General features: G+C 64.3%; 18 protein-coding genes. 11 read left to right on the top strand and 7 right to left on the bottom strand.

Features of this window, described 5'->3' with window-relative positions:
- Window positions 1–7: 7 nt before the first annotated feature.
- Both LAC81_RS12285 and LAC81_RS12280 read right to left on the bottom strand, forming a co-directional pair.
- Window positions 8–1,231: a LysR family transcriptional regulator gene (locus LAC81_RS12285; protein ID WP_223725013.1), complete on the bottom strand. Its 1,224-nt coding sequence runs from the start codon at window positions 1,229–1,231 to the stop codon at window positions 8–10.
- A 76-nt stretch (window positions 1,232–1,307) separates the two neighbouring features.
- Window positions 1,308–1,640, bottom strand: coding sequence for a hypothetical protein (locus tag LAC81_RS12280; RefSeq protein WP_223727881.1), 333 nt, complete (start codon window positions 1,638–1,640; stop codon window positions 1,308–1,310).
- Here LAC81_RS12280 and LAC81_RS12275 point away from each other — a divergent pair.
- The 7 genes from LAC81_RS12275 (at window position 1,617) to LAC81_RS12245 (ending at window position 10,075) form a co-directional block, all read left to right on the top strand.
- On the top strand, window positions 1,617–3,047 hold the full coding sequence (locus tag LAC81_RS12275) for an aromatic amino acid lyase (RefSeq protein WP_328716174.1): 1,431 nt from the start codon (window positions 1,617–1,619) through the stop codon (window positions 3,045–3,047). The genes LAC81_RS12280 and LAC81_RS12275 overlap by 24 nt on opposite strands.
- 18 nt (window positions 3,048–3,065) lie before the next feature.
- Window positions 3,066–4,445: a dihydroorotase gene (locus LAC81_RS12270; RefSeq protein ID WP_223725012.1), complete on the top strand. Its 1,380-nt coding sequence runs from the start codon at window positions 3,066–3,068 to the stop codon at window positions 4,443–4,445.
- On the top strand, window positions 4,442–5,722 hold the full coding sequence (locus tag LAC81_RS12265) for a Zn-dependent hydrolase (protein ID WP_223725011.1): 1,281 nt from the start codon (window positions 4,442–4,444) through the stop codon (window positions 5,720–5,722). The genes LAC81_RS12270 and LAC81_RS12265 overlap by 4 nt, the downstream gene beginning before the upstream one ends.
- 1 nt (window position 5,723) lies before the next feature.
- Window positions 5,724–6,833 (top strand): DUF917 domain-containing protein, encoded by a 1,110-nt coding sequence (locus LAC81_RS12260; protein WP_223725010.1) that lies wholly within the window; start codon window positions 5,724–5,726, stop codon window positions 6,831–6,833.
- Window positions 6,834–6,846: 13 nt separating this feature from the next.
- The gene (locus LAC81_RS12255) at window positions 6,847–7,176 is read left to right on the top strand and encodes a TfoX/Sxy family protein (protein ID WP_223725009.1); all 330 of its coding nucleotides are present in this window, start codon (window positions 6,847–6,849) and stop codon (window positions 7,174–7,176) included.
- 270 nt (window positions 7,177–7,446) lie between these two features.
- Window positions 7,447–9,105 carry a urocanate hydratase gene (locus tag LAC81_RS12250; protein ID WP_223725008.1) on the top strand — a complete coding sequence of 553 codons (1,659 nt, stop codon included), beginning with the start codon at window positions 7,447–7,449 and terminating at the stop codon, window positions 9,103–9,105.
- A 163-nt stretch (window positions 9,106–9,268) separates the two neighbouring features.
- Window positions 9,269–10,075 carry a methyltransferase domain-containing protein gene (locus tag LAC81_RS12245; protein WP_223725007.1) on the top strand — a complete coding sequence of 269 codons (807 nt, stop codon included), beginning with the start codon at window positions 9,269–9,271 and terminating at the stop codon, window positions 10,073–10,075.
- A 119-nt stretch (window positions 10,076–10,194) separates the two neighbouring features.
- Here the strand turns inward: LAC81_RS12245 and LAC81_RS12240 are convergent, their stop codons facing one another.
- From LAC81_RS12240 to LAC81_RS12220, 5 genes are all read right to left on the bottom strand, one after another.
- The gene (locus LAC81_RS12240; protein ID WP_223725006.1) at window positions 10,195–10,956 is read right to left on the bottom strand and encodes an SDR family NAD(P)-dependent oxidoreductase; all 762 of its coding nucleotides are present in this window, start codon (window positions 10,954–10,956) and stop codon (window positions 10,195–10,197) included.
- Window positions 10,957–10,960: 4 nt separating this feature from the next.
- Window positions 10,961–11,779, bottom strand: coding sequence for an ABC transporter permease (locus LAC81_RS12235; protein ID WP_113540375.1), 819 nt, complete (start codon window positions 11,777–11,779; stop codon window positions 10,961–10,963).
- Window positions 11,779–12,645 carry an ABC transporter permease gene (locus LAC81_RS12230; protein ID WP_113540374.1) on the bottom strand — a complete coding sequence of 289 codons (867 nt, stop codon included), beginning with the start codon at window positions 12,643–12,645 and terminating at the stop codon, window positions 11,779–11,781. The genes LAC81_RS12235 and LAC81_RS12230 overlap by 1 nt, the downstream gene beginning before the upstream one ends.
- A 252-nt stretch (window positions 12,646–12,897) precedes the next feature.
- The gene (locus tag LAC81_RS12225) at window positions 12,898–14,058 is read right to left on the bottom strand and encodes a polyamine ABC transporter substrate-binding protein (RefSeq protein ID WP_223725005.1); all 1,161 of its coding nucleotides are present in this window, start codon (window positions 14,056–14,058) and stop codon (window positions 12,898–12,900) included.
- A gap of 69 nt (window positions 14,059–14,127) precedes the next feature.
- On the bottom strand, window positions 14,128–15,210 hold the full coding sequence (locus LAC81_RS12220) for an ABC transporter ATP-binding protein (RefSeq protein WP_223725004.1): 1,083 nt from the start codon (window positions 15,208–15,210) through the stop codon (window positions 14,128–14,130).
- A gap of 246 nt (window positions 15,211–15,456) precedes the next feature.
- On the opposite strand from LAC81_RS12220, the gene LAC81_RS12215 reads away from it, so the two are divergent.
- From LAC81_RS12215 to LAC81_RS12200, 4 genes are all read left to right on the top strand, one after another.
- Window positions 15,457–16,200 carry a helix-turn-helix transcriptional regulator gene (locus LAC81_RS12215; RefSeq protein ID WP_419195825.1) on the top strand — a complete coding sequence of 248 codons (744 nt, stop codon included), beginning with the start codon at window positions 15,457–15,459 and terminating at the stop codon, window positions 16,198–16,200.
- Between the two features lie 275 nt (window positions 16,201–16,475).
- Complete coding sequence (locus LAC81_RS12210) at window positions 16,476–17,444, top strand: sugar-binding transcriptional regulator (protein WP_223727813.1); 969 nt, start codon at window positions 16,476–16,478, stop codon at window positions 17,442–17,444.
- Window positions 17,445–17,561: 117 nt separating this feature from the next.
- Complete coding sequence (locus LAC81_RS12205) at window positions 17,562–19,004, top strand: extracellular solute-binding protein (protein WP_113540370.1); 1,443 nt, start codon at window positions 17,562–17,564, stop codon at window positions 19,002–19,004.
- Between the two features lie 182 nt (window positions 19,005–19,186).
- Entirely contained in the window at window positions 19,187–20,110 is a 924-nt protein-coding gene (locus tag LAC81_RS12200; RefSeq protein ID WP_113540369.1) for a carbohydrate ABC transporter permease, read from the top strand.
- Window positions 20,111–20,117: the final 7 nt, after the last annotated feature.

Raw genomic sequence — 20,117 nt, 5'->3', positions numbered from 1 at the left:
AGTCGTTTCAGGCGCTTGTCGGGGGATGATCAGGAATTGAATCCGATGCCGGCCTGGTCTCGGCGCTCATCTTCATCATCGCAACCATCAGCTCGCCGATCTCGCCGGCAAGCGTTCCGCGTGGCCAGACGAGCGTCAGCGACTGCCGATAGGCCGGGCCGAGACGGATCATCGCCGGTGGGAGGTGCACGCGGGCGAGTGAGGATTCCGGCAACACCGAGAGATAGCCGTGCTGGCGAACGAGGTTGATGATCACGGGGATGGAATCGACCTCGACGAGGGTGATGCGCCGCCGTTCGGCTTCACTGAGCGTATCATCCAGGAAGCGGGCGGCCTCGCGGCGCAGGCCGCTCCTGACGCTCGGCACGGCGATCGGGCAGGTGGCGAGCAGCCGCGGCAGGTTGGCGCCGAGTTCCGAAAGGGCGGCGGCCGGGCCGGCCAGCACCAGTGGCGTTTGCGAGACCAGCCGGCCATCGCAATCCGCGGGGATCTCGGCGACGTCGAGCAAGGCGGCATCGAAGCGGCGGCTGCGGAGCCCGGCCAGCAGGTCGTCGGCGGTGGTGCTGGAGATGAACAGCGGTTGACGCGGGCGCGTGCGGTGCCAGTTGGCCGTCAGGCTCGCGAGCATGCGGGCGATCTCGCTTTCCGGACCCAGCGGCATGACGGCGCCGAGCCGCCAGGTGGCGACGTCGCGGCGAAAGCGGTCGGCAGAGGCGTGGGTCAGCCGTGCCCAGATGTCGAGCAACGTTTCGGCAAGCGGGATAATCCGCTCCGCGGTTGCCGTGCAGAGGATGCCGCCATGCGAGCGCTCGAACAGTCTGATGCTCAAATGGCGCTCGAGATCCGCGGTCTGCCGCGTCAGCTGCGGTTGGCCCAATGCGAGCGCCTTTGCGGTGGCGCGGATGCTGCCGGTGCGGGCGATCCGAACGAAACGGTCAAGCGCGACGAGGCCGATCGGCGGAACAGGGGCGGCGGGCTCCTTTCCTGCCGCCTCCAGGATCGCGGCGATCTTCGCAGTTGCCTCGCGGATATCGGATGTGCGGGCACGGGCTTCCAATGTCAGCACGACAACGGTTCCCTCCCGCCGGAAGAGCGGCATCGAGACGGCCTGCTCGAAGCGCTTGACCGCGGCGCTGACGCTTGACGGTGCCCGCCCGCAAACGGCGGCAGCGGCGCGGATGCCGCCCTCGCGGAGCACCGCATCGACAATCACGATCGTTGCCAAATCCATTCAACGGTCCTTTCGGAGCGGGGTGGGAACAGTGTGCGTGGTTTTCACCCGCATTCCGCATTAATTTTAGAATCGATCACGACAGGCCGCGTGCGCCCAAGGTATGTTCGATATCTGGCATCGCCCGTTCCAGATTTGGGATATAGCACGTGCGGGCGATAAGCGCATAGCATGCAGCAGGCATCCGGGCGTTTACGAGCGGCGGTTGCGTGAAAATCCAGGCATCCGCGTGCAGTCTCGATGGCGAGGCGCGCCACGCGGAAAGGTTCGTATCGGCATGCTGCAACAGGTCAAAACCATCGTTCTCTGCGGGAAACCGCTCGATTTCGCGACGCTCCAGGAGATCGGCGCGGGAAGGGGCCGACCAGTGGCGGATGATAGCGGCATGGAGCGCGTTGCTGCCGCCCACAAGGTGATCGCCGACCGCATCGCAATGGGACTGCCGGTCTACGGCTCCAACACCGGCGTCGGCTCCATGAAGGACCGGCTCTGGACCGCTGGTGATCTGGCAGAATTCAACAACTCGCTGGTCAGGGCGCACCACTTCGGTACCGGCGAGTTCTTCGCGCCGGCGATCGTGCGCATGGCGATCGCCATCCGTGTCAACACGGCCATGCGCGGCCACACGGGCTGCAGCCCGGATCTGATCCGGGCGTTTCTGGCGCTCACCGAACACGACATCATTCCGGCGGTACGCCGCCACGGCTCCATGGGCTGCGCCGATATCGGCCTGATGGGCCAGATCGCCTCCGTGCTGACGGGCGTCGGCGAGGCCTACTACCAGGGACGGCTCGTCTCGGCCGAGACGGCCCTTGCCGAAGCCGGCCTGGAGCCTTTCGTGATGCAGCCGCGCGACGCGCTGGCAGCCCTCAGCGTTAACGCCATCGCCTTTTCGGCTGCGGCCAATGTGCTGCGCGAGGCAGCCTCCGCCATCCGCGTGCTGCTCGTCACCGGGGTCATGTCGTCCCAAGCGCTCGGGGCGTCTGCCGATCCCTGGCGAGTGGCGGCGACGCTCTCGACCCGCGGCGAGGCGGTGGTCGGTTCCTGGCTCTATGGCCAGTCCGGCATCTCCGACTGGCCGGTGCCGACGGCGATCCACGATCCCTTGAGCCTGCGCATGACCGCCCAGGTCTTCGGCGCGGTGGTCGATACGCTGCTGGTTGCGGCCGGCCGGCTGGTGGAGCAGACCTATCTCTCCGACGACAATCCTGTTGTCATCGGCGGGCAGGTCCATTCCTCCGGCGCTTCGCTGCCGCTCACAACGACGCTCTACATCGAGGCGGCGCAGATCGCCTTTTCGCATGCGGCGCGCAACGTGCTGAACCGCTGCATCCTTCTCGCGAATGGCGGCCGCCGCAATCTCTCGGTCAATCTGGTGGCGCCAGGGGAGGTCGCAACCGGGCTCGGGCCGCTGATGAAGCTTGCGGTCGAACTCTATATGCGCGTGCAGTCGCTCGCCGTGCCGCTTTCGGCGCAGTCGATCGTGGTGGCCGGCGGTCTCGAAGAGGAGGCGACCTTCCTGCCGTTGATCGTCGAGCGCATGGAAACGCAGGTGCGCGATCTGCGCCAGCTGGCGGCGATCGAGGCGATGCTGTCGGCGCAGGCGATCGACCTCGTCGGCGACCAACCGCAAGGGATCGTCAAACGGGCCTATGACCAGACCCGCTCCGTCAGCGCGATCTATCTGAAGGATCGGCCGCTTTCGAAGGAGATCGAGGCGCTGCAGGATGCCTTCACCTGCCACGATCTCCTGCGCTCCTTCGTCGCTTCCGCGCCCATGCCGGAGTTCGACGACTTCTTCGCGCTCGACAAATAATCCGATTGGGAGAGCAGCATGTCCGACTTCGATCTCGTTCTGAAAGGCACCGTTGTTCTCCCCGAAAGGATCGTCGAGGGCGGCCACGTGGCGGTGCGCGACGGCAAGGTGGTGCATGTCGGGCAGGGTGCTGCACCTGCCGCGCGCGAGCGGCATGATCTCGGCAACGCGCTGATCCTGCCGGGCGCCGTCGATGCGCAGGTGCATTCGCTGTCGCAGAGGAACCAGGAAGATTTCATCTGGTCGACCCGCTCGGCGGCGGCCGGCGGCGTCACCACCATCGTCGATATGCCCTATGACGAGGGCAATCTCGTTTGTTCGGCCGAGGCATTGCGCCGCAAGATCGACCATGCGGGACCGCAGGCGCGCGTCGATTTCGCGCTCTATGGCACTATCGATCCGGAGGAGGGACCGGCGCGTATTCTCGAAATGGTGGAGGGCGGTGTTGCTGCCTTCAAGTTTTCGACCTTTGGCACTGATCCGAAACGTTTTCCCCGCATTCCGGCAGCATTGCTCGAAGACTGTTTCCGCGCGATCGCGCCAACCGGGCTGTCGGCCGGCGTACACAACGAGGATGACGAGGCGGTGCGTGCGGCGATCGAGAAGGTCAAGGCAGCAGGCATTACCGACTACCGGGCCCATGGGCTGTCGCGCCCGTCGCTGACGGAACTGCTTGCCACCAACCAGATCTATGAAACGGGCGCTGCCACCGGCTGCCCGGCGCATGTGGTGCATTGCTCGCTCGGCCGCGGCTATCAGATTGCCGCCGCCTATCGCGCCCAGGGCTACAAGGCGACGATCGAGTGCTGCATCCACTACCTGACGCTCGACGAAGAAACCGACGTCCGCCGTCTCGGCGGCAAGGCCAAGATCAACCCGCCGATCCGGCCGCGCGCCGAGGTAGAAAAGCTCTGGCGGCACATCGCCGACGGTACGGTGACGATGGTTTCGACCGATCACGTCAGTTGGTCGGAGGATCGCAAGACCAATCCGGACATGCTGGCGAATGCGTCGGGCGTGCCAGGGCTCGAAGTCATGGTGCCGCTCTTCGTCAAAGGGGCGCTCGAACGCGGCATCCCGCTGACGCGGGCAGCGGAGCTGATGACGTTGAACCCGGCACGGCATTTCCGCCTCGACCATAAAAAGGGCGCGCTGGAGGCCGGCAAGGATGCCGACATCATCGTCATGACGCCGGAGCCCTATGTCTATGATGCGGCCGAGAGCGGTCACAACGTCGTCGGCTGGTCGCCCTATAATGGCATCAAGCTGCCCTGGCGGGTGGCTGCGACCTATCTGCGTGGCAAGCTCGCCTTCGATGGCCGACAGGTTCTCTCCGAGCCCGGCGTCGGGCAGTTCGTCCGGCCGCTGCCGACCTTGACCCTGCAGGAGGCGAGATGAGCAACACCGCCCATAAGGTTCCGGCCAATCTGCCCGTCAATGCGAGCCGCATTGCCGGCATCGTCAACGGCTTGGCTGGTATCACCGAGCCGGACCGGCCGTATACGCGCCGCGCCTTCACGCCGCTTTTCCTCGAAGGTCGGGCCTTTCTCGACCGGCGTTTTCGTGCGGCCGGGCTCGAAACCCGGATCGACGCTGCCGGCAACCTGATCGGCCGGCGCAAGGGGAAAAAGTCGGCACTCGGCACCATCCTTCTTGGCTCCCATTCCGACACGGTGCCGGATGGCGGGCGCTTCGACGGCATCGCCGGGGTAGCGGCGGCGCTCGAAGTGGCGCGGGCGCTTTCCGACAACGGCATCGAGCTCGACCACGATCTGGAGATCGTGGACTTTCTGGCGGAGGAAGTGTCGATCTTCGGCGTCTCCTGCGTCGGCAGCCGCGGCATGGCGGGTGTGCTGCCGGATGGCTGGCTGAACCGCACGCAAGGGGACCTGAGCCTCTGGCAAGGCATCGTCGAGGTGGGCGGTGATCCCTCCAGGCTCTCGGGCTCAAAGCGCTCGGATATCAAGGCGTTCCTGGAACTGCACATCGAGCAGGGGCCGGTACTCGAAACCGGGCGGCTCGATGTCGGGGTCGTTACCGCCATTTCCGGTATCACCCGCATCGAGATCATCGTCGAGGGACAGGCGGACCATGCCGGCACGACGCCGATGGGGCATCGGCGCGATGCGCTGGTTGTGGCCTCCCGGCTGGTGCTGGAGATCGAGCGGCTGGCGACGGAGTTCTCTCACGGCGACGGGCATTTCACCGCGACGGTCGGCGAGTTTTCGATCGAGCCGAATGCAGCCAATGTCGTGCCGTCTCGCGTCCGGCTGCTGATCGATGCCCGTGCCGAGCTGCGGCCGCAGATGGAGCGGTTCCTGGCAACGCTCGGCTCCCTTTGCCAGGGTGTCGCCGAGGCATCGGGCGTGACGATTGCGCCCGCCAATGTGATCTCGGACAACCATCCGACGCCGGGCGATCCGCTGCTGCTTTCGACGCTCGAAGACAGCTGCGATGCGATCGGCGCCAAGCATCGGCGCATGGCATCGGGCGCCGGCCACGACACGGCCTGGATGGGGCGCATCACCCGTTCGGCGATGATCTTCATTCCCTGCCTCGGCGGACGCTCGCATTCGCCGGAGGAGTGGGCCGAAAACGACGACATCGCGCTCGGCGCCGCCGTTCTCTTCGATGCGGTGAAGCGGCTCGACAATAAATTGCAGGAGAAGGTGTGAGATGGGCCGGATACTGAAGGAAAAGGACGTCGAGGCGGCGGTCAAGGGCGGTTCCGTCTATGCGGCCGGCGGCGGCGGCTGGGCCGATCATGGCCGCATGCTCGGTTATGCCGCGGTGTCCATCGGCAAGCCGGAGCTCGTCTCGATCGACGAACTCGACGCACAGGACTGGGTGGCGACCGCAGCCGCCATCGGCGCACCGGCCTCGACTACGCCCTGGGAGATGCGCGGGGTCGATTACGTCAAGGCCGTGCAACTCCTGCAGGAGGCGCTCGGCGAAAAGCTCTCGGGGTTGATCATCGGCCAGAACGGCAAGTCCTCGACGCTGAACGGCTGGCTGCCCTCGGCGATCCTCGGCACCAAGGTAGTGGACGCCGTCGGTGATATCCGCGCCCATCCGACCGGCGACATGGGCTCGATCGGCCTTGCCGGCTCGCCCGAGCCGATGATCCAGACGGCGGTCGGGGGAAACCGCGAGGAGAACCGCTACATCGAGCTGGTGGTGCGCGGCGCCACCGCCAAGGTCTCGCCGATCCTGCGCACCGCCTCCGACATGTCCGGCGGCTTCATTGCCTCCTGCCGCAATCCGGTCAGGGCATCCTATGTGAAAGCCAATGCGGCGCTCGGGGGCATTTCGCTGGCGCTGGCGCTTGGCGAGGCGATCATCGCGGCGGAAGCGAAGGGCGGCAGCGCGGTGATCGATGCCATCGTCAAGACGACCAACGGCGCGATCCTCTCGGAAGGCACGATCACCGACAAATCCGTCGTCTATACCAAGGAAGCCTTCGACATCGGCACCGTGACACTGGAAAAGGGGACGCTGGGGAGGGGCGCTGACTCCACGGTATTGCACGTGATGAACGAGTACATGGCGGTTGACTCTGCGGAAGGCACGCGGCTTGCGACCTTCCCCGACGTCATCACCACGCTGTCGCCTGGGGGCGAACCTTTGAGCGTCGGCCAGCTTCAGGTGGGCATGAAGATTTTCGTGCTGCATGTGCCGAAGACGGTGATCCCGCTGTCTTCAAGCGTGCTCGACCCGACGGTCTATCCATCGGTCGAAAAGGCGATGGGCATCGAGCTTGCTCGTTACGCCCTTTCCGGAAGGTAACGGGAGCAGGATCATGGCGCGCGATGCGGGACTGGAAGAGCTGATCCGAGAAGAACTCGGCGAGCGCGCCGGGCTCTCGGAAAAGGCGATGTTCGGCGGCTGGGCCTATCTGCTTCATGGCAACCTGCTTCTGGGTGCGCGCGAGGGTTCGCTGCTGGTGCGGCTCGGCAAGGGCAATGATCGCTGGGCGCTTGATCTGCCGGGTATCGAACTGATGGTGATGAACGGGCGGGCGATGCACGGGTGGGTGCGGGCAGGGGCGGACGCCTATGGCGACGATGCGCTGCGCAAGCGGCTGCTCGATGGCGCGATCGCGTTCGTCGAGACATTGCCGCCCAAGTGAGAGTTGACGGCTTGCGCTGTCCGAGAGTGTTAGAGGGTTGCGCTACAAGTAATTGTTCGCGTTGGCCCCTCACCTGACCCTCTCCCCGCAGGCGGGGAGAGGGCTAGGGTGAGGGGCCGTCGCCATCCGTCGCCACAAACGTGAGGGGCCGCGACCTGCGAACGTGAGGAGGCAGTGACCTCCCGCCACCATGGATGAGAGGGGCACGACCCCACTGACGTAGACGGGAGGGCGTCTGCCCCCACCGAGATATCAAAGAGGAACGAGACGATGCCCAAGGCCAATCCCCGTCATCCCGGTTTTCCGATCCCCGGTGGGCCGGAGCTGCGCGCCAAGGGCTGGCGGCAGGAGGCGCTGCTGCGGCTGCTTGAAAACGTGCTTTCGGTCGGCGAGGATCCGGACAATCTGGTCGTCTATGCCGCGCTCGGCAAGGCGGCGCGCAACTGGCCGGCGCACCGCGCCATCGTCAAGACACTCATCGAAATGGACGAGGACCAGACGCTCATCATTCAGTCGGGCAAGCCCGTCGGCCTGCTCAAGACTCACGCCAAGGCGCCGCTGGTCATCATGGCCAATTGCAACATCGTCGGCCAATGGGCGAAGGCAGAGGTTTTCTACGACTTGCAGCGGAAAGGGCTGATCTGCTGGGGCGGGCTGACGGCCGGCGCCTGGCAATATATCGGCAGCCAGGGTGTGATCCAGGGCACCTACGAGATCTTCATGCGCATCGCCGAGCGTCGCTTCGGCGGCGATCTCGCGGGCCGTTTCGTGCTGACCGCCGGTCTTGGCGGCATGGGCGGGGCGCAGCCGCTCGCCGGCCGCATGGCGGGTGCGGCGATCCTCTGCGTCGACATCGATGCGGAGCGGGCGAAGAAGCGGCGAGAGATCGGCTACCTGCAGGAGATCGCCCCCAATCTTGACGTGGCACTTGCGATGATCGACGCGGCGGTGAAGGAGAAGCGGGCGCTCTCCGTCGGCCTTGTCGGTAATGCGGCGGAAATCTATCCGGAGATCGCTCGGCGCGGCATCGTGCCCGACGTGGTGACCGACCAGACCTCGGCGCATGACCTCGTCTATGGATACGTGCCGAAGGGCATGAGCCCCGACCAGGTGAAATCGCTGCGCGACGACGGCCAGGGGCAGTTGATGGCGGCAAGCCGCGCCTCGATCGTCGAACACGTCACGGCGATGCTCGACTTCCAGAAAAAGGGCGCTGAGGTCTTCGACAACGGCAACCTCATCCGCACCCAGGCGCGCGAGGGCGGCGTCGCCAATGCCTTCGACATTCCGATCTTCACCGAAGCCTATCTGCGCCCGCTCTTTGCTCGCGCCATCGGCCCGTTCCGCTGGATGGCACTTTCGGGCGAGGAGAGCGATATTGCCCGGATCGACGATCTGCTGCTCGACATGTTCCCCGACAACAAGATCATCACCAACTGGATCAGGCTCGCGCGCGAGCATATCCCCTTCGAAGGCCTACCCGCCCGCATCGCCTGGCTCGGCCACGGCGAGCGCACGGCCCTGGCTCGGCGCGTCAACGAACTGGTGGCATCCGGCGAGCTCAAGGGGCCGATCGCATTTTCCCGCGACCACCTCGATGCTGGCGCCATGGCGCATCCGAACATCATGACCGAGCGGATGAAGGATGGATCGGATGCGATCGCCGACTGGCCGCTACTCGACGCCATGCTGCTCTGCTCCTCGATGGCCGATCTCGTTGTCGTGCATTCCGGCGGTGGCGGCTATGCCGGCTACATGACGAGTTGCGGCGTGACGGTCATTGCCGACGGCACGGTGGAAGCGGACGAGCGGCTGGACCATGCGCTTACCAACGACACCTCGCTCGGTGTCATCCGCTATGCCGATGCCGGCTATGACGAGAGTTTCGAGGAGATCGCCGCCAAGGGCATCGGGCACGTGAAGGTGTAGGCTTCGCGTGAGAGTGGGAGGCCCCCGCACGGGCTTCCCTCATCTCTGTGACAAGCACAGAAATGAGGGAGAGGAGGCGCGCTCCGGGCCCCCTCTCGACGCGAATGCCTTGGTGCACGGCGGGCCAAGCGCTAGAATGCCGTCTTTGCTGCCGGAGGCGATCATGACATCGAGCTTCAATGTGCAGAGTGCGGCCGGCTACGAGCAACTGATGGGCCGGTGGAGCCGCCAGCTGGCGCCGCCTTTCATCGACTTTGCGGGGCTTGCCGACGGCGAACGGGTGCTGGAGGTCGGCTGCGGTACCGGAAGCCTGACCTTTGCGTTGCCGCACGCGGCCAATGTCAGTGAGATTACCGCGATCGACTTCTCGCCTGTGTTTGTCGAGGCGACGATGCGGGGCAATACCGACCCGAGGATCAAGGTCCAACAGGCCGATGCCTGCGCGCTTCCTTTTGCAGATGGTTCCTTCGATCGGGCGCTGGCGCTGCTGGTGCTGCATTTCGTGCCGGAGGCGGGAAAGGCCGTTGCCGAAATGCGCCGTGTCGTGCGACCGGGCGGTGTCGTCGCCGCGGCAGTCTGGGATCATCTCGGCGGCATGCCGGGGATGAGAATGGTGCTCGATACGGCGGCGGTGCTCGATGGCAACGCCGATCGGGTGCGCAGCCGCTATTGTTTCCAGCCGATGATGCGGCCGGGCGAGATGATGCAGAGCTTCGTCGCGAATGGCCTTACGGACGTCCGGCAGACTTCGCTCCTGATCCGGATGGACTATCTGTCGTTCGCCGATTTCTGGGAGCCGATCGCCGCGGGCGAGGGACCGCTCGGCAAATACGTCGCCGGGCTCGACGCGGACCAGCGGGCGAAGGTCGACGCGGCCATTCGCGCTGCCTACGAAGCCGGCCAGCCGGACGGGCCGCGATCCTTTGCGGCGGTCGCTTGGGCGTGTCGGGGTATCGTTCCGAAGGCGTGACAGGGCTTCGCATTCGCCTGCCTCATTCCTGTGACAAGCACAGGAACGAGGGATGAAGAGGCTATGCTCCGGGCACCATAGGAATAGGGAGGGGAGGAAACGACCTCAGTGCGCGCCCATCACACCACCGTCTCGCCGCCATCCACCACGAGGATCTGGCCGGTCATGTAGGAGGAGCGGTCGGAGACGAGGAAGAGGATCGATTCGGCGATCTCATCGACGCTGGCCCAGCGCCCGAGTGGCACCTTTTCACGGATATAGGATTCGATTGCGCCGCGGCCGCCCATCTGGGCGATGAAGGGCTCGTTGAAGGGGGTGTCGACCCAGCCGGGGCAGAGCGCGTTGACGCGGATGCCGTGGCGGGCGTAGTCGCCGGCCATCTGTTTGGTCATGGCGATGACGGCGTGTTTGGTCGTCGTATAGGCGATCATCTCGCGGTCGTAGAGCACGCCTGAGGAAGAGGAGGTGTTGAGGATGACGCCGCGGCCGGCGGCGCGCATCGACGGCATGACCAGCCGTGCGGCCATGAAATGGGCGCGGACATTGAGGTTCCAGGAGCGGTCGAAGCCCGCGACCTCGACCTCTTCCAGATCGCCCGCAACCTGGGCGCCGGCATGGTTGTGCAGGATGTCGATGCGGCCGTGGCGATAGACGATATCGGCAATGCCGTCGGAAAGGGCCGCGTCGTCGGTGACGTCGATTGCGAGCGCCTCGGCGCTGCCGCCCTTGGCGGCGATCTCTTCCACGGCGGTCACCGCTGCCGCAAGGCTGCGGTCGACGACGACGACATGGGCGCCTTCGCGCGCCATGATGGCTGCACCCGCCTGACCGATCCCGGAGCCCGCTCCGGTCACGATCGCGACCCGGTTTTTCAGGATCATGGTTTCACTCCCCGGATTTCGTTTTCTTTTCCCGCATCAGGACGCGGGCGGTCAGGATCAGAAGCAGCGAGGCGACGAGCACCAGCGTCGCGATCGCGTTGATCTCCGGCGTCACGCCGCGGCGGATCGAGGCGAAGACGTAGATCGGCAGCGTAGTCTTCGAGCCTGCGACGAAGAAGGCGATGATGAAATCGTCGAAGGAGAAGGTGAAGGCGAGCAGGAAGCCGGCAAGAATCGAGGGCAGGATCTGCGGCAGCACGATCAGCCGGAAGGTGGTGAGCGGCGTCGCGTAGAGATCACCAGATGCCTCGACGATATCGCGGCCAAGGCTGGCGATGCGGGCCTTCACGATCATCGTCACCAGCGCCATGGAAAACAGGCCGTGGGCGGCGATGATCGAGCCGTAGCCAAGGCCGAGCTGCGGCGGCTGGTCGCCGGGCCAGATCGTTGCCAGCGCCGGATTGACGAAGGAGAAGACGGCGACGAGGGCAACCAGCGTCGCGATGCCGATGACGACGCCGGGAACGACGATGGCGGCGGCAAAGAGCGCATCGAAGATCGCCCGGTTGCGCGGCGCCAGCCGCTCCATGCCAAGGGCTGCCATGGTGCCGAAGATCGCGGCAAGCGTGGCGCTGGTAAAGGCGATCATCAGGCTGTTCTGGAGGGCCGAGACCAGGAAGGTGTTGCCTAGCGCCTTGCCGTACCAGGCGGTCGAAAACCCGGTGAACTCGCTGGCATTGCGCCCCGCATTGAAGGAGAACAGCACGACGAGCGCGATCGGCGCATAGAGGAAGAGATAGACGGAGGAGATGAAGGCGCGCATCAGACGAGATCCACCTGTCTTGTGCCGGCAACGCGGAAGGCGATGCGCATCGCCACCATCAGGATCACCACGACGACGGCGACCAGCGTGACGGCAATCGCCGAGCCGAAGGGCCAGTTGCGCGACTGCAGGAATAGATCGACCAGCGCATTGCCGATGAAGAAGACCTTGCCGCCGCCGAGCAGCTGCGGGATCAGATATTCGCCGAGCAGCAGGATCGTCACCAGCGCGACGCCGGTCATGACACCGGGCAAGGAGAGCGGCAGGGTTACGCCGAAGAAGGTCGATACCGGCCTTCCGCCTAGATCGGCGGAGGCCTCGAGCAGGCGGCGGTCGAGTTTTTCAAGGCTCACATAGATCGGCATGATCATCAACGGCAGATAGCCGTAGACGATGCCGAGCAGGACCGCGCCCGGCGTGTTCAGCATCCTGACATCCTCGATGCCGATCATCGACAAGAGGTTCGGAATGCCGCGCGAGCCGAGGATGTACATCCAGGCATAGGTGCGCACGAGCAGGCTTGTCCAGAAGGGCACGACGACGAGCGACACGAGGATCAGCCGGTAGCGCGGGTTCGCCTTGACCGCGAGGTAATAGGCGACCGGATAGGCAATCAGCAGGCAGGCGAGCGCGCCGATCGGCGCGAGGATCAGCGTATTCCAGAAGGCCGCTGCCCGCGTCGGCAGATTGGCGAATTGCGCAAAGGTGAAGGCTGCCTGGTAGCCGCCTTCCGGTGCGCGCTCGCCGAAGGCGAAGACCAGCATGGCGATGAAGGGCAGCACGAGGAAGATCATCAGCCAGGCGGCGGCCGGCGCCACCAGCGCCGCCGTCACCAGGTTTCTCTTCGTGTTCGTTGCCGCGGTCATAAGGTTTGGTCCGTTGTGTTCGATGTAATCCGGGCCGTCTTGAGCGGGGTGAGAGGCTGCCCCTCATCCGGCCTGCCGGCCACCTTCTCCCCGCTTGCGGGGCGAAGGGGACCTGTGGCGCCCGCCCGGTCCCTCTGTTCCGACAGAAGCGAGGGCAGGGAGCTCTCGGCTTGTCCCTTCTCCCCGTCAGAACGGGGAGAAGATGCCGGCAGGCGGAAGAGGGGCGGCTAATCAGTGTTCGAACCGGTCCGATCAGGCCGACTTGAAACGTGCCATCAGTTCGGCGCGGCCGGGGTCGGTGAGCGTTACGGCGGCGCCGAATTCGAGTGGCGTCAGCGATGCCTCGTCCGGATAGACGATCTTGTTGCCGGTCACGTCGGCCGGCAGCAGCTTCAGGACGCGGCTGTCGGTGGTCGGTGCGCCGTTGGCGATGTGCTCCTTCATGGCGTTTTCCGGTGCCATCAGGTAGTTGAGCAGCGCATAGCCGGCCGCTTTGTTGGCCGCACTCTTCGGGATCGCGTAGAAGTCCGACCAGATCTCGCCGCCGTCCTTGCCGAGCGTGAACAGGATTTCCGGCATGTCGCGGTTGAGCTGGGCGCCGTCATTGGTCCAGCACATGGTCATCCAGGCATCGGTCGCGCGCATCGACGGCTGGTAGTCGCTGTTGATGGCGTAGAGATGCGGCTTCACCTTGATCAAGAGTTCCTCGGCCTTGGCGAGTTCATCCGGCTTGATCGAGTTGAAGGAGTAGCCGAGAGACACCAGCGCGTTGCCGATGGTGGTGAGCTGGTAGTCGTGCACCATGGCGCGGCCGTCGCCGTCGGTCATGGCGATCTCGAAGAATTCCTTCCAGCTGGTCACCGGCTTCTTGATCTTGCTCGAATTGACCGCAATGCCGGTCGTGCCCCAGTTCTTCGGCACGGCATAGGTCTTGCCGTCGACGGTCCCTTCCTTGGTGAAGCGAGCCGTCTCGGTGGAGGCGTCGTAGTTCGGAACCTTCGAGAGATCGAGTTCGTCGATGAGGCCAAGCTTCACATAGGTCGAGATCGTGTAATTGGTGGGAACGAAGAGGTCCCAGCCGGTGCCGCCGGCCTGGAGCTTGGCCAGCATCTCCTCGTTGGAGCCGAAGACGTTGACCTCGACGGCAACGCCGGTCGCCGCCTGGAAGGCTTCGAAGGTCGCCGGGTCGTGGTAGTTCGGCCAGGTGGCGATCGACATCTGCGTGCCGAGATCGCCGGCAAAGGCGGTGGAATTGAAGAGGCCCGGCTGGCGCGCAAGCACGGCGGTTGCAAGACCGAGACCGGTGACGCCGAGGAAGTGACGGCGGGTGACCGAGCCGCGCTTCAGGCGCATCAGTTCGTCGGCGAGCTGATCGGCGGTGATCGGGGCATTTTCTCTGTACCATTTGCTCATGACGCTGTTCCCTTTATCGTTTGACGTTCATGCGAGGTGGTAGAACCGGCTTGGTGAGGCCGGGAGATTTCAGGCTGGAAAGACGTGCAGTGCGTTCGGGTCGAAGGCGAGGCCGACCTTTTCGCCGGGTTCGACGAGCTCGCTGTCGCCGAGCGTGCGACGGTCGGCCGTGACCAGGAAATCGCCGAGACCATCGACCGCGACCGAGTATTCGACCGCCGACCCCAAGAAGATCCGGTGCGTGACCGTGCCCGCCAACGCCGACGTGCTGACGGCACCGTTGCGCGTCAGGCGGATCGCCTCGGGCCGGAGCGCCACCATGGCAGCGCCCCTTGTGCCGTTGATTGCGGGGGCGGCAAAGCGGGTGCCGTTGGCAAGCTCGATCGAGGCGTTGCCGTCGACGGTCGCCGAAATGCGGTTGGTCTTGCCGACGAAATCGGCGACGAAGAGGCTTGCGGGCCGGTCGTAGATTTCCTGCGGCGGGCCGACCTGGACGATGCGGCCGGCATTCATGACGCAGACGAAATCGCTCATCGACAACGCTTCCTCCTGGTCGTGGGTGACGAGCACGAAGGTAATGCCGAGTTCGCGCTGCAGCGTCTGCAGTTCGATCTGCATGGCGGTGCGCAGCTTCTTGTCGAGGGCGGCGAGGGGCTCGTCGAGCAGCAGCACCTTCGGCTTGTTGACGATGGCGCGGGCGAGCGCCACGCGCTGCTGCTGGCCGCCGGACATTTCGTGGATACGGCGTTTGCCGAAGCCGCCGAGCCGCACCATCTCCAGCGCCTCCTGGGCGCGGCGCGAAATCTCGGCGCCGGCGATGCGCGGCCGCATCTGCTTCAGTCCGTAGGAGACGTTCTGCTCGACGTCGAGATGGGGGAACAGCGCATAGTGCTGGAACACCATATTGACCGGGCGACGATAGGCGGCAACGCCATTCATCGGCTCGCCGCTGATGAAGACCGTGCCTTCGCTCGGCTGCTCGAAGCCGCCGATCATGCGCAGGCACGTGGTCTTGCCGCAGCCGGAGGGCCCAAGCAGCGCCATGAAGGCGCCGCGCGGCACCTCGAGATTGATGTCGGAAACGGCCGTCACGGCGCCATAACGTTTGGCGACCGAACGGAACTCGATGTCGTTCGTCGAAGCGGATGTCACGTCTGTTCCCTGCGGTCGTTATCGGATGTCGCCAGGAATCTCCCGCCCTGGCGCTCCACCGTCATTGACACGCAGCCTAGTCACCACGTGCCCTGCCGGTATATACCCCGAGAGAGGTATTTCAACGCGGATTGCTCTGTGTGAGGAGTATACCCCGGAGCAAGAAACATCGGCCGGGAGGGCGGTTTGAGCGTCGATCTCGAAGGACTTTTTCAGGTCATGGCGCCGCTGGTGGCGGGCACGGCGATGGAGGACGAAACCGTCGGTTCCACCTATCGACGGTTGATGTCAAAGCTGATGACCTTCGACTACGTGGTCGTCTTTGCCTATCGCGGCAAGGAACGGCCGATCGATCTCTACAGCACCTTCAATGCCAAGGATCATGTGCTCTTCGTCAGCCTCTATCAGGCGGGGCCCTATCTGCTCGATCCGTTCTATCACGCGGCGTCGCAGGGCAAGCCGGGCGTCTGGCGGATGCGCGAGCTCGCGCCGGATCGGTTCTTCTCCTCGGAATACTATCGCACCTATTACGTGCAGACGGGACTGGCCGAAGAGGTCGGCTTCTTCGTACCGCTCGACGAGCAGATTACCGTTGTTCTCTCCCTGATGCGGCGCGAGGCGACGGGGACTTTCAGTGCTGCGGAGTTCGCGCTTCTGAAAAAGGTAGAGCCGCTGGTCTCCGGCCTGGTGCGCCATCATTGGGCCGATCTCGGCCGCCGGTTCGATGCGGCGCTGGCCAAAACCGGCCGCAGCCGTCGCAAGGCGACGCATCCGCCGGCCGATGGCGTCTGGCAGCATCTCAATCTGACGGAGCGGGAATCCTCGATCATTGAACTGGTGCTGCAGGGCCATTCGTCGGAATCGATCGGTCTCCGGCTCGGCATCTCCACCGGCACGGTGAAGGTTCATCGCCGCAACGTCTACCGCAAGCTCGGGATCTCCTCGCAGACGCAATTGCTGTCGCTGTATCTGAGAAACCTCGGTCAATAGTCCGGTCCCCGTGTGCCGCCGGTGGTCGGTTGATTACCTGCCGAGCGTCGCCTTCCCCGCTTCCCAAAAAACTCAGGGTATTCGTTGCGTCCCGCGACCGCCGCCTTCGCGTGCAGCCGTCGCGACCGCTCAACCACCTCTTCACAAACATGACCGCTCATTTGTCAGGCGCTATTGACATTTTTTTCACGCCATGAAATTTCTTTCATCAGCGGATAAAAATATCACGCGGTGCAAAAAATATCATGCAGCGCAACAAAACGCGGGTGGAGACAATGACGGTCATCGGTGGGGCAGGTATTCGGGACGACGAGACCAGCATGGCGACGCGGGCCGCCTGGCTGCACTATGCCGGCGGCCTGACCCAGGCGGAGGTCGCCAAGCGTCTGGGTCTCACCTCGCTCAAGGCCCACCGGCTGATCATGAAGGCCAACCAGGAAGGGCTGGTGAAGGTCTATATCGACGGCGAAGTTTCCGAATGCGTCGAACTGGAGCAGGCGCTTTCGGCGCGCTACGGCCTCGACTACTGCGAGGTGGTGCCGGACTTCGATTCCGACGATCTGCCGCTGAAGGCGCTCGGTATTTCCGGGGCACAGTTCCTGAAGCGCGAGATCGAGCGCGGCGAGACCGCGCTGGTCGGCGTCGGCCACGGCCGGACGCTTGCCGCCTGCGTCGAGTACCTGCCGCGGATCGCAAACGGTAACACCCGCTTCGTCTCGCTGCTTGGCGGGCTCACCCGCAAGTTTTCGGCCAACCCGCATGACGTGATCCACCGGCTCGCCGAGCGGACCGGCGCAGAGGCCTATGTCATGCCGGTGCCGTTCTTCGCCAACACGGTCGAGGATCGCGACGTGCTCTTCAGCCAGCGCGGCGTGCGTGAGGTCTTCGATCTCGCCAAGACCGCCGATCTCCTGATGGTCGGCATCGGCACGGTCGAGCGCGAGGCGTCGCTGGTTTCGACCGGCATGATCGAGATGAGCGAGATCGAGGAGATCCAGAAGGGCGGGGCGATGGGGGAATTGCTCGGCCACTTCTTCGACGCGGACGGCAAACCGGTCGAGACCGCGCTTTCAGACCGCACGTTTACGCTTGGCCGTGAGGACCTGAAGAACCGCCGCACGGTGGCTGTGGCCGGCGGCAAGATCAAGGTGCCCGCCATTCGCGCCGTTCTCGCAAGCGGCCACTTGAGCGGCCTCATTACCGACGAGCGGACCGCACGGGCGCTGGCCGCCCACGGCGCATGAGGCGCTGAGACATTCGAGGCCATGAGGGCAGGGAGGATCTGCCCGCGGTCTTAAAGGGAGGAATACCGGTGGGGTAGCCGGCAGTCGCAATCATACCCGCAACGGAGGAGAAGACGAATGTACGAGAAGGAGAAGGACCTCATCAGCGCATTCCTGCGTGGGGAGGTGGACCGCCGCGGCATGCTCAAGGGATTGGGTGCCGCAGGCCTGGCAGCCGGCACGGCCGGCACGTTGTTCAACATGATGTCGACGCAGGCGCTCGCCGCCGATTTCGACTGGAAGGCGCATTCCGGCAAGAAGTTGAAACTGCTTTTGAACAAGCACCCTTACGCCGATGCTATGATCGCCAACCTTCAGGCCTTCAAGGACCTGACCGGCATCGACGTTACCTATGACGTGTTCCCGGAAGACGTCTATTTCGACAAGGTGACGGCGGCGCTGTCTTCGGGCTCGGCCGAATACGATGCCTTCATGACCGGCGCCTACATGACCTGGACCTATGGTCCGGCCGGATGGATCGCCGACCTCAACGAATGGATCAAGGATCCGACCAAGACCAACCCCAACTACAACTGGGATGATTTCCTCGCGGGCGTGAAGAACTCCTGCGCCTGGAACGGCCAGCCGGGTGGGGCGCTCGGTTCGGAAGACGCCAAGCAGTGGTGCATTCCGTGGGCGTTCGAGCAGAACAACATCACCTATAACCGCGAGATGTTCGACAAGGCCGGCGTCGAGCTGCCGAAGAACCTCGACGACATGATTGCGGTTGCGGCCAAGCTGCAGAAGGACATCGGCGGCATCTACGGTATCGGCGTCCGCGGTTCGCGCTCCTGGGCAACCATCCATCCGGGCTTCCTGTCGGGCTATGCCAACTTCAACCAGAAGGACCTGAACGTCTCGGCCGACGGCAAGCTGTCGGCAGCGATGGGCACGGCGGAATCCAAGGCCTACCACGCCAAGTTCGTGCAGATGATCCAGGAAAGCGGCCCGAAGGACTGGTCGACCTACACCTGGTATCAGGTGGGCACCGACCTTGGCGCCGGCGCCTCGGCGATGATCTTCGACGCCGATTGCCTGGGTTACTTCATGAACGGCGGCGACAACAAGATGGCCGGCAAGCTCGGCTATGCCGCCTTTGCCGCCAACCCGGAAGCGACCGCCTCGACGCCGAACATCTGGATCTGGTCGCTCGCCATGTCCAACTTCTCCAAGGACAAGGACGCCACCTGGTACTTCCTGCAGTGGGCTTCCGGTCCGGAGCACGCGCTGTTCGGCGCCACCAAGATGGACTTCGTCGATCCGGTTCGCCAGTCGATCTGGAAGGACGAGATCTTCCGCGAGAAGCTGAACGGCAAGTATCCGGGCTATGTCGAAATGTTCGACGCCTCGGCCGCCGGCGCCTCCATCAAGTTCACGCCGCAGCCGCTGTTCTTCGACGTCACCACCGAATGGGCATCGACGCTGCAGAAGATGGTCGCCAAGCAAGTGCCGGTCGATGAGGGTCTCGACCAGCTCGTCGAAAGCATCAACCGCCAGCTCCAAGAGGCGGGTCTCGGCTGATAGGCCTCCCAAGCGATGCCCGGCGCTTGCGAGTGCCGGGCATCCCGAGATGCCGGCAATGGCCGGTCTGTGGCGATCCGTTTGAGGTCGTACCGAAAACAACCTGAGATGCCGAGGACTGGCGCGGGCTCGAGCTTCCGCGCGCCGCGTGCTCTTTCAAGACTTCAGGAACGGAGCTCGACATGGCTTCAACAGAAACCCTCCGCAGACCGACCTCCGGTTTCAGGATCAGCAGGAAGATGCTTCCCTATGTGCTGAGCCTGCCGGCGCTGCTCGTCTGCATCGGCATCCTCATCCCGTTCTTCACGGCGGTCATCTATTCCTTCCAGCGCTACCGGCTGAGCCAGCCTTGGGCGCGCCAGTTCAACTGGGGCGAAAACTACCTCAACTTCTTCACCGATCCGGCCTTCTGGAACACGCTCAAGGTATCGCTGCTCTATGCCGGCCTCACCGTGACGCTGGAACTGCTGCTCGGTCTCGGTATCGCGCTGCTTCTGCAGCGGCGCTCTGCGGTCAACAACTTCATCTCGATCATGCTGCTCCTGCCGCTGATGATCGCGCCGGCGCTCGCCGCGCTGATGTGGAAGCTGATGACCAATCCGAGCTTCGGTATCCTCAGCTACCTCGCAAGCCTGATCGGCCTGCATGATTTCCGCTGGGCATCCTCGCCGGATACCGCGCTGCTGACCGTCGTGCTCGTCGATATCTGGGTCTATACGCCCTTCATCATGATCCTGCTTCTGGCCGGTCTGCGCTCGCTGCCGACGCAGCCCTTCGAGGCGGCCGCACTCGACGGCGTGCCGCGCAGCTTCGTCTTCTTCCGCATCACGCTTCCGATGCTGACGCCCTACATCCTGACGGCGACGCTCTTCCGGTTGCTGGACAGTATCCAGCAGTTCGACATCATCTACGCGATGACCCAAGGCGGACCCGGCAACACGCTCACCGTCTTCCAGGTCGAGGCCTATCTCAACTTCTTCCAGTCGACCAATGTCGGCCGTTCGGCAGCGCTGCTGATCATCCTGTGGGCGATCACCTACACGCTCTCCAACGTCTTCATCAAGAACTGGCTGCGGCTGCGCGAACGCGCGCGCGGCGAAGCTTAAAGGAGGG

The organism is Ensifer adhaerens (assembly GCF_020035535.1).
Classification (GTDB): domain Bacteria; phylum Pseudomonadota; class Alphaproteobacteria; order Rhizobiales; family Rhizobiaceae; genus Ensifer.
This window is presented reverse-complemented; position numbering and strand designations above follow the sequence as displayed.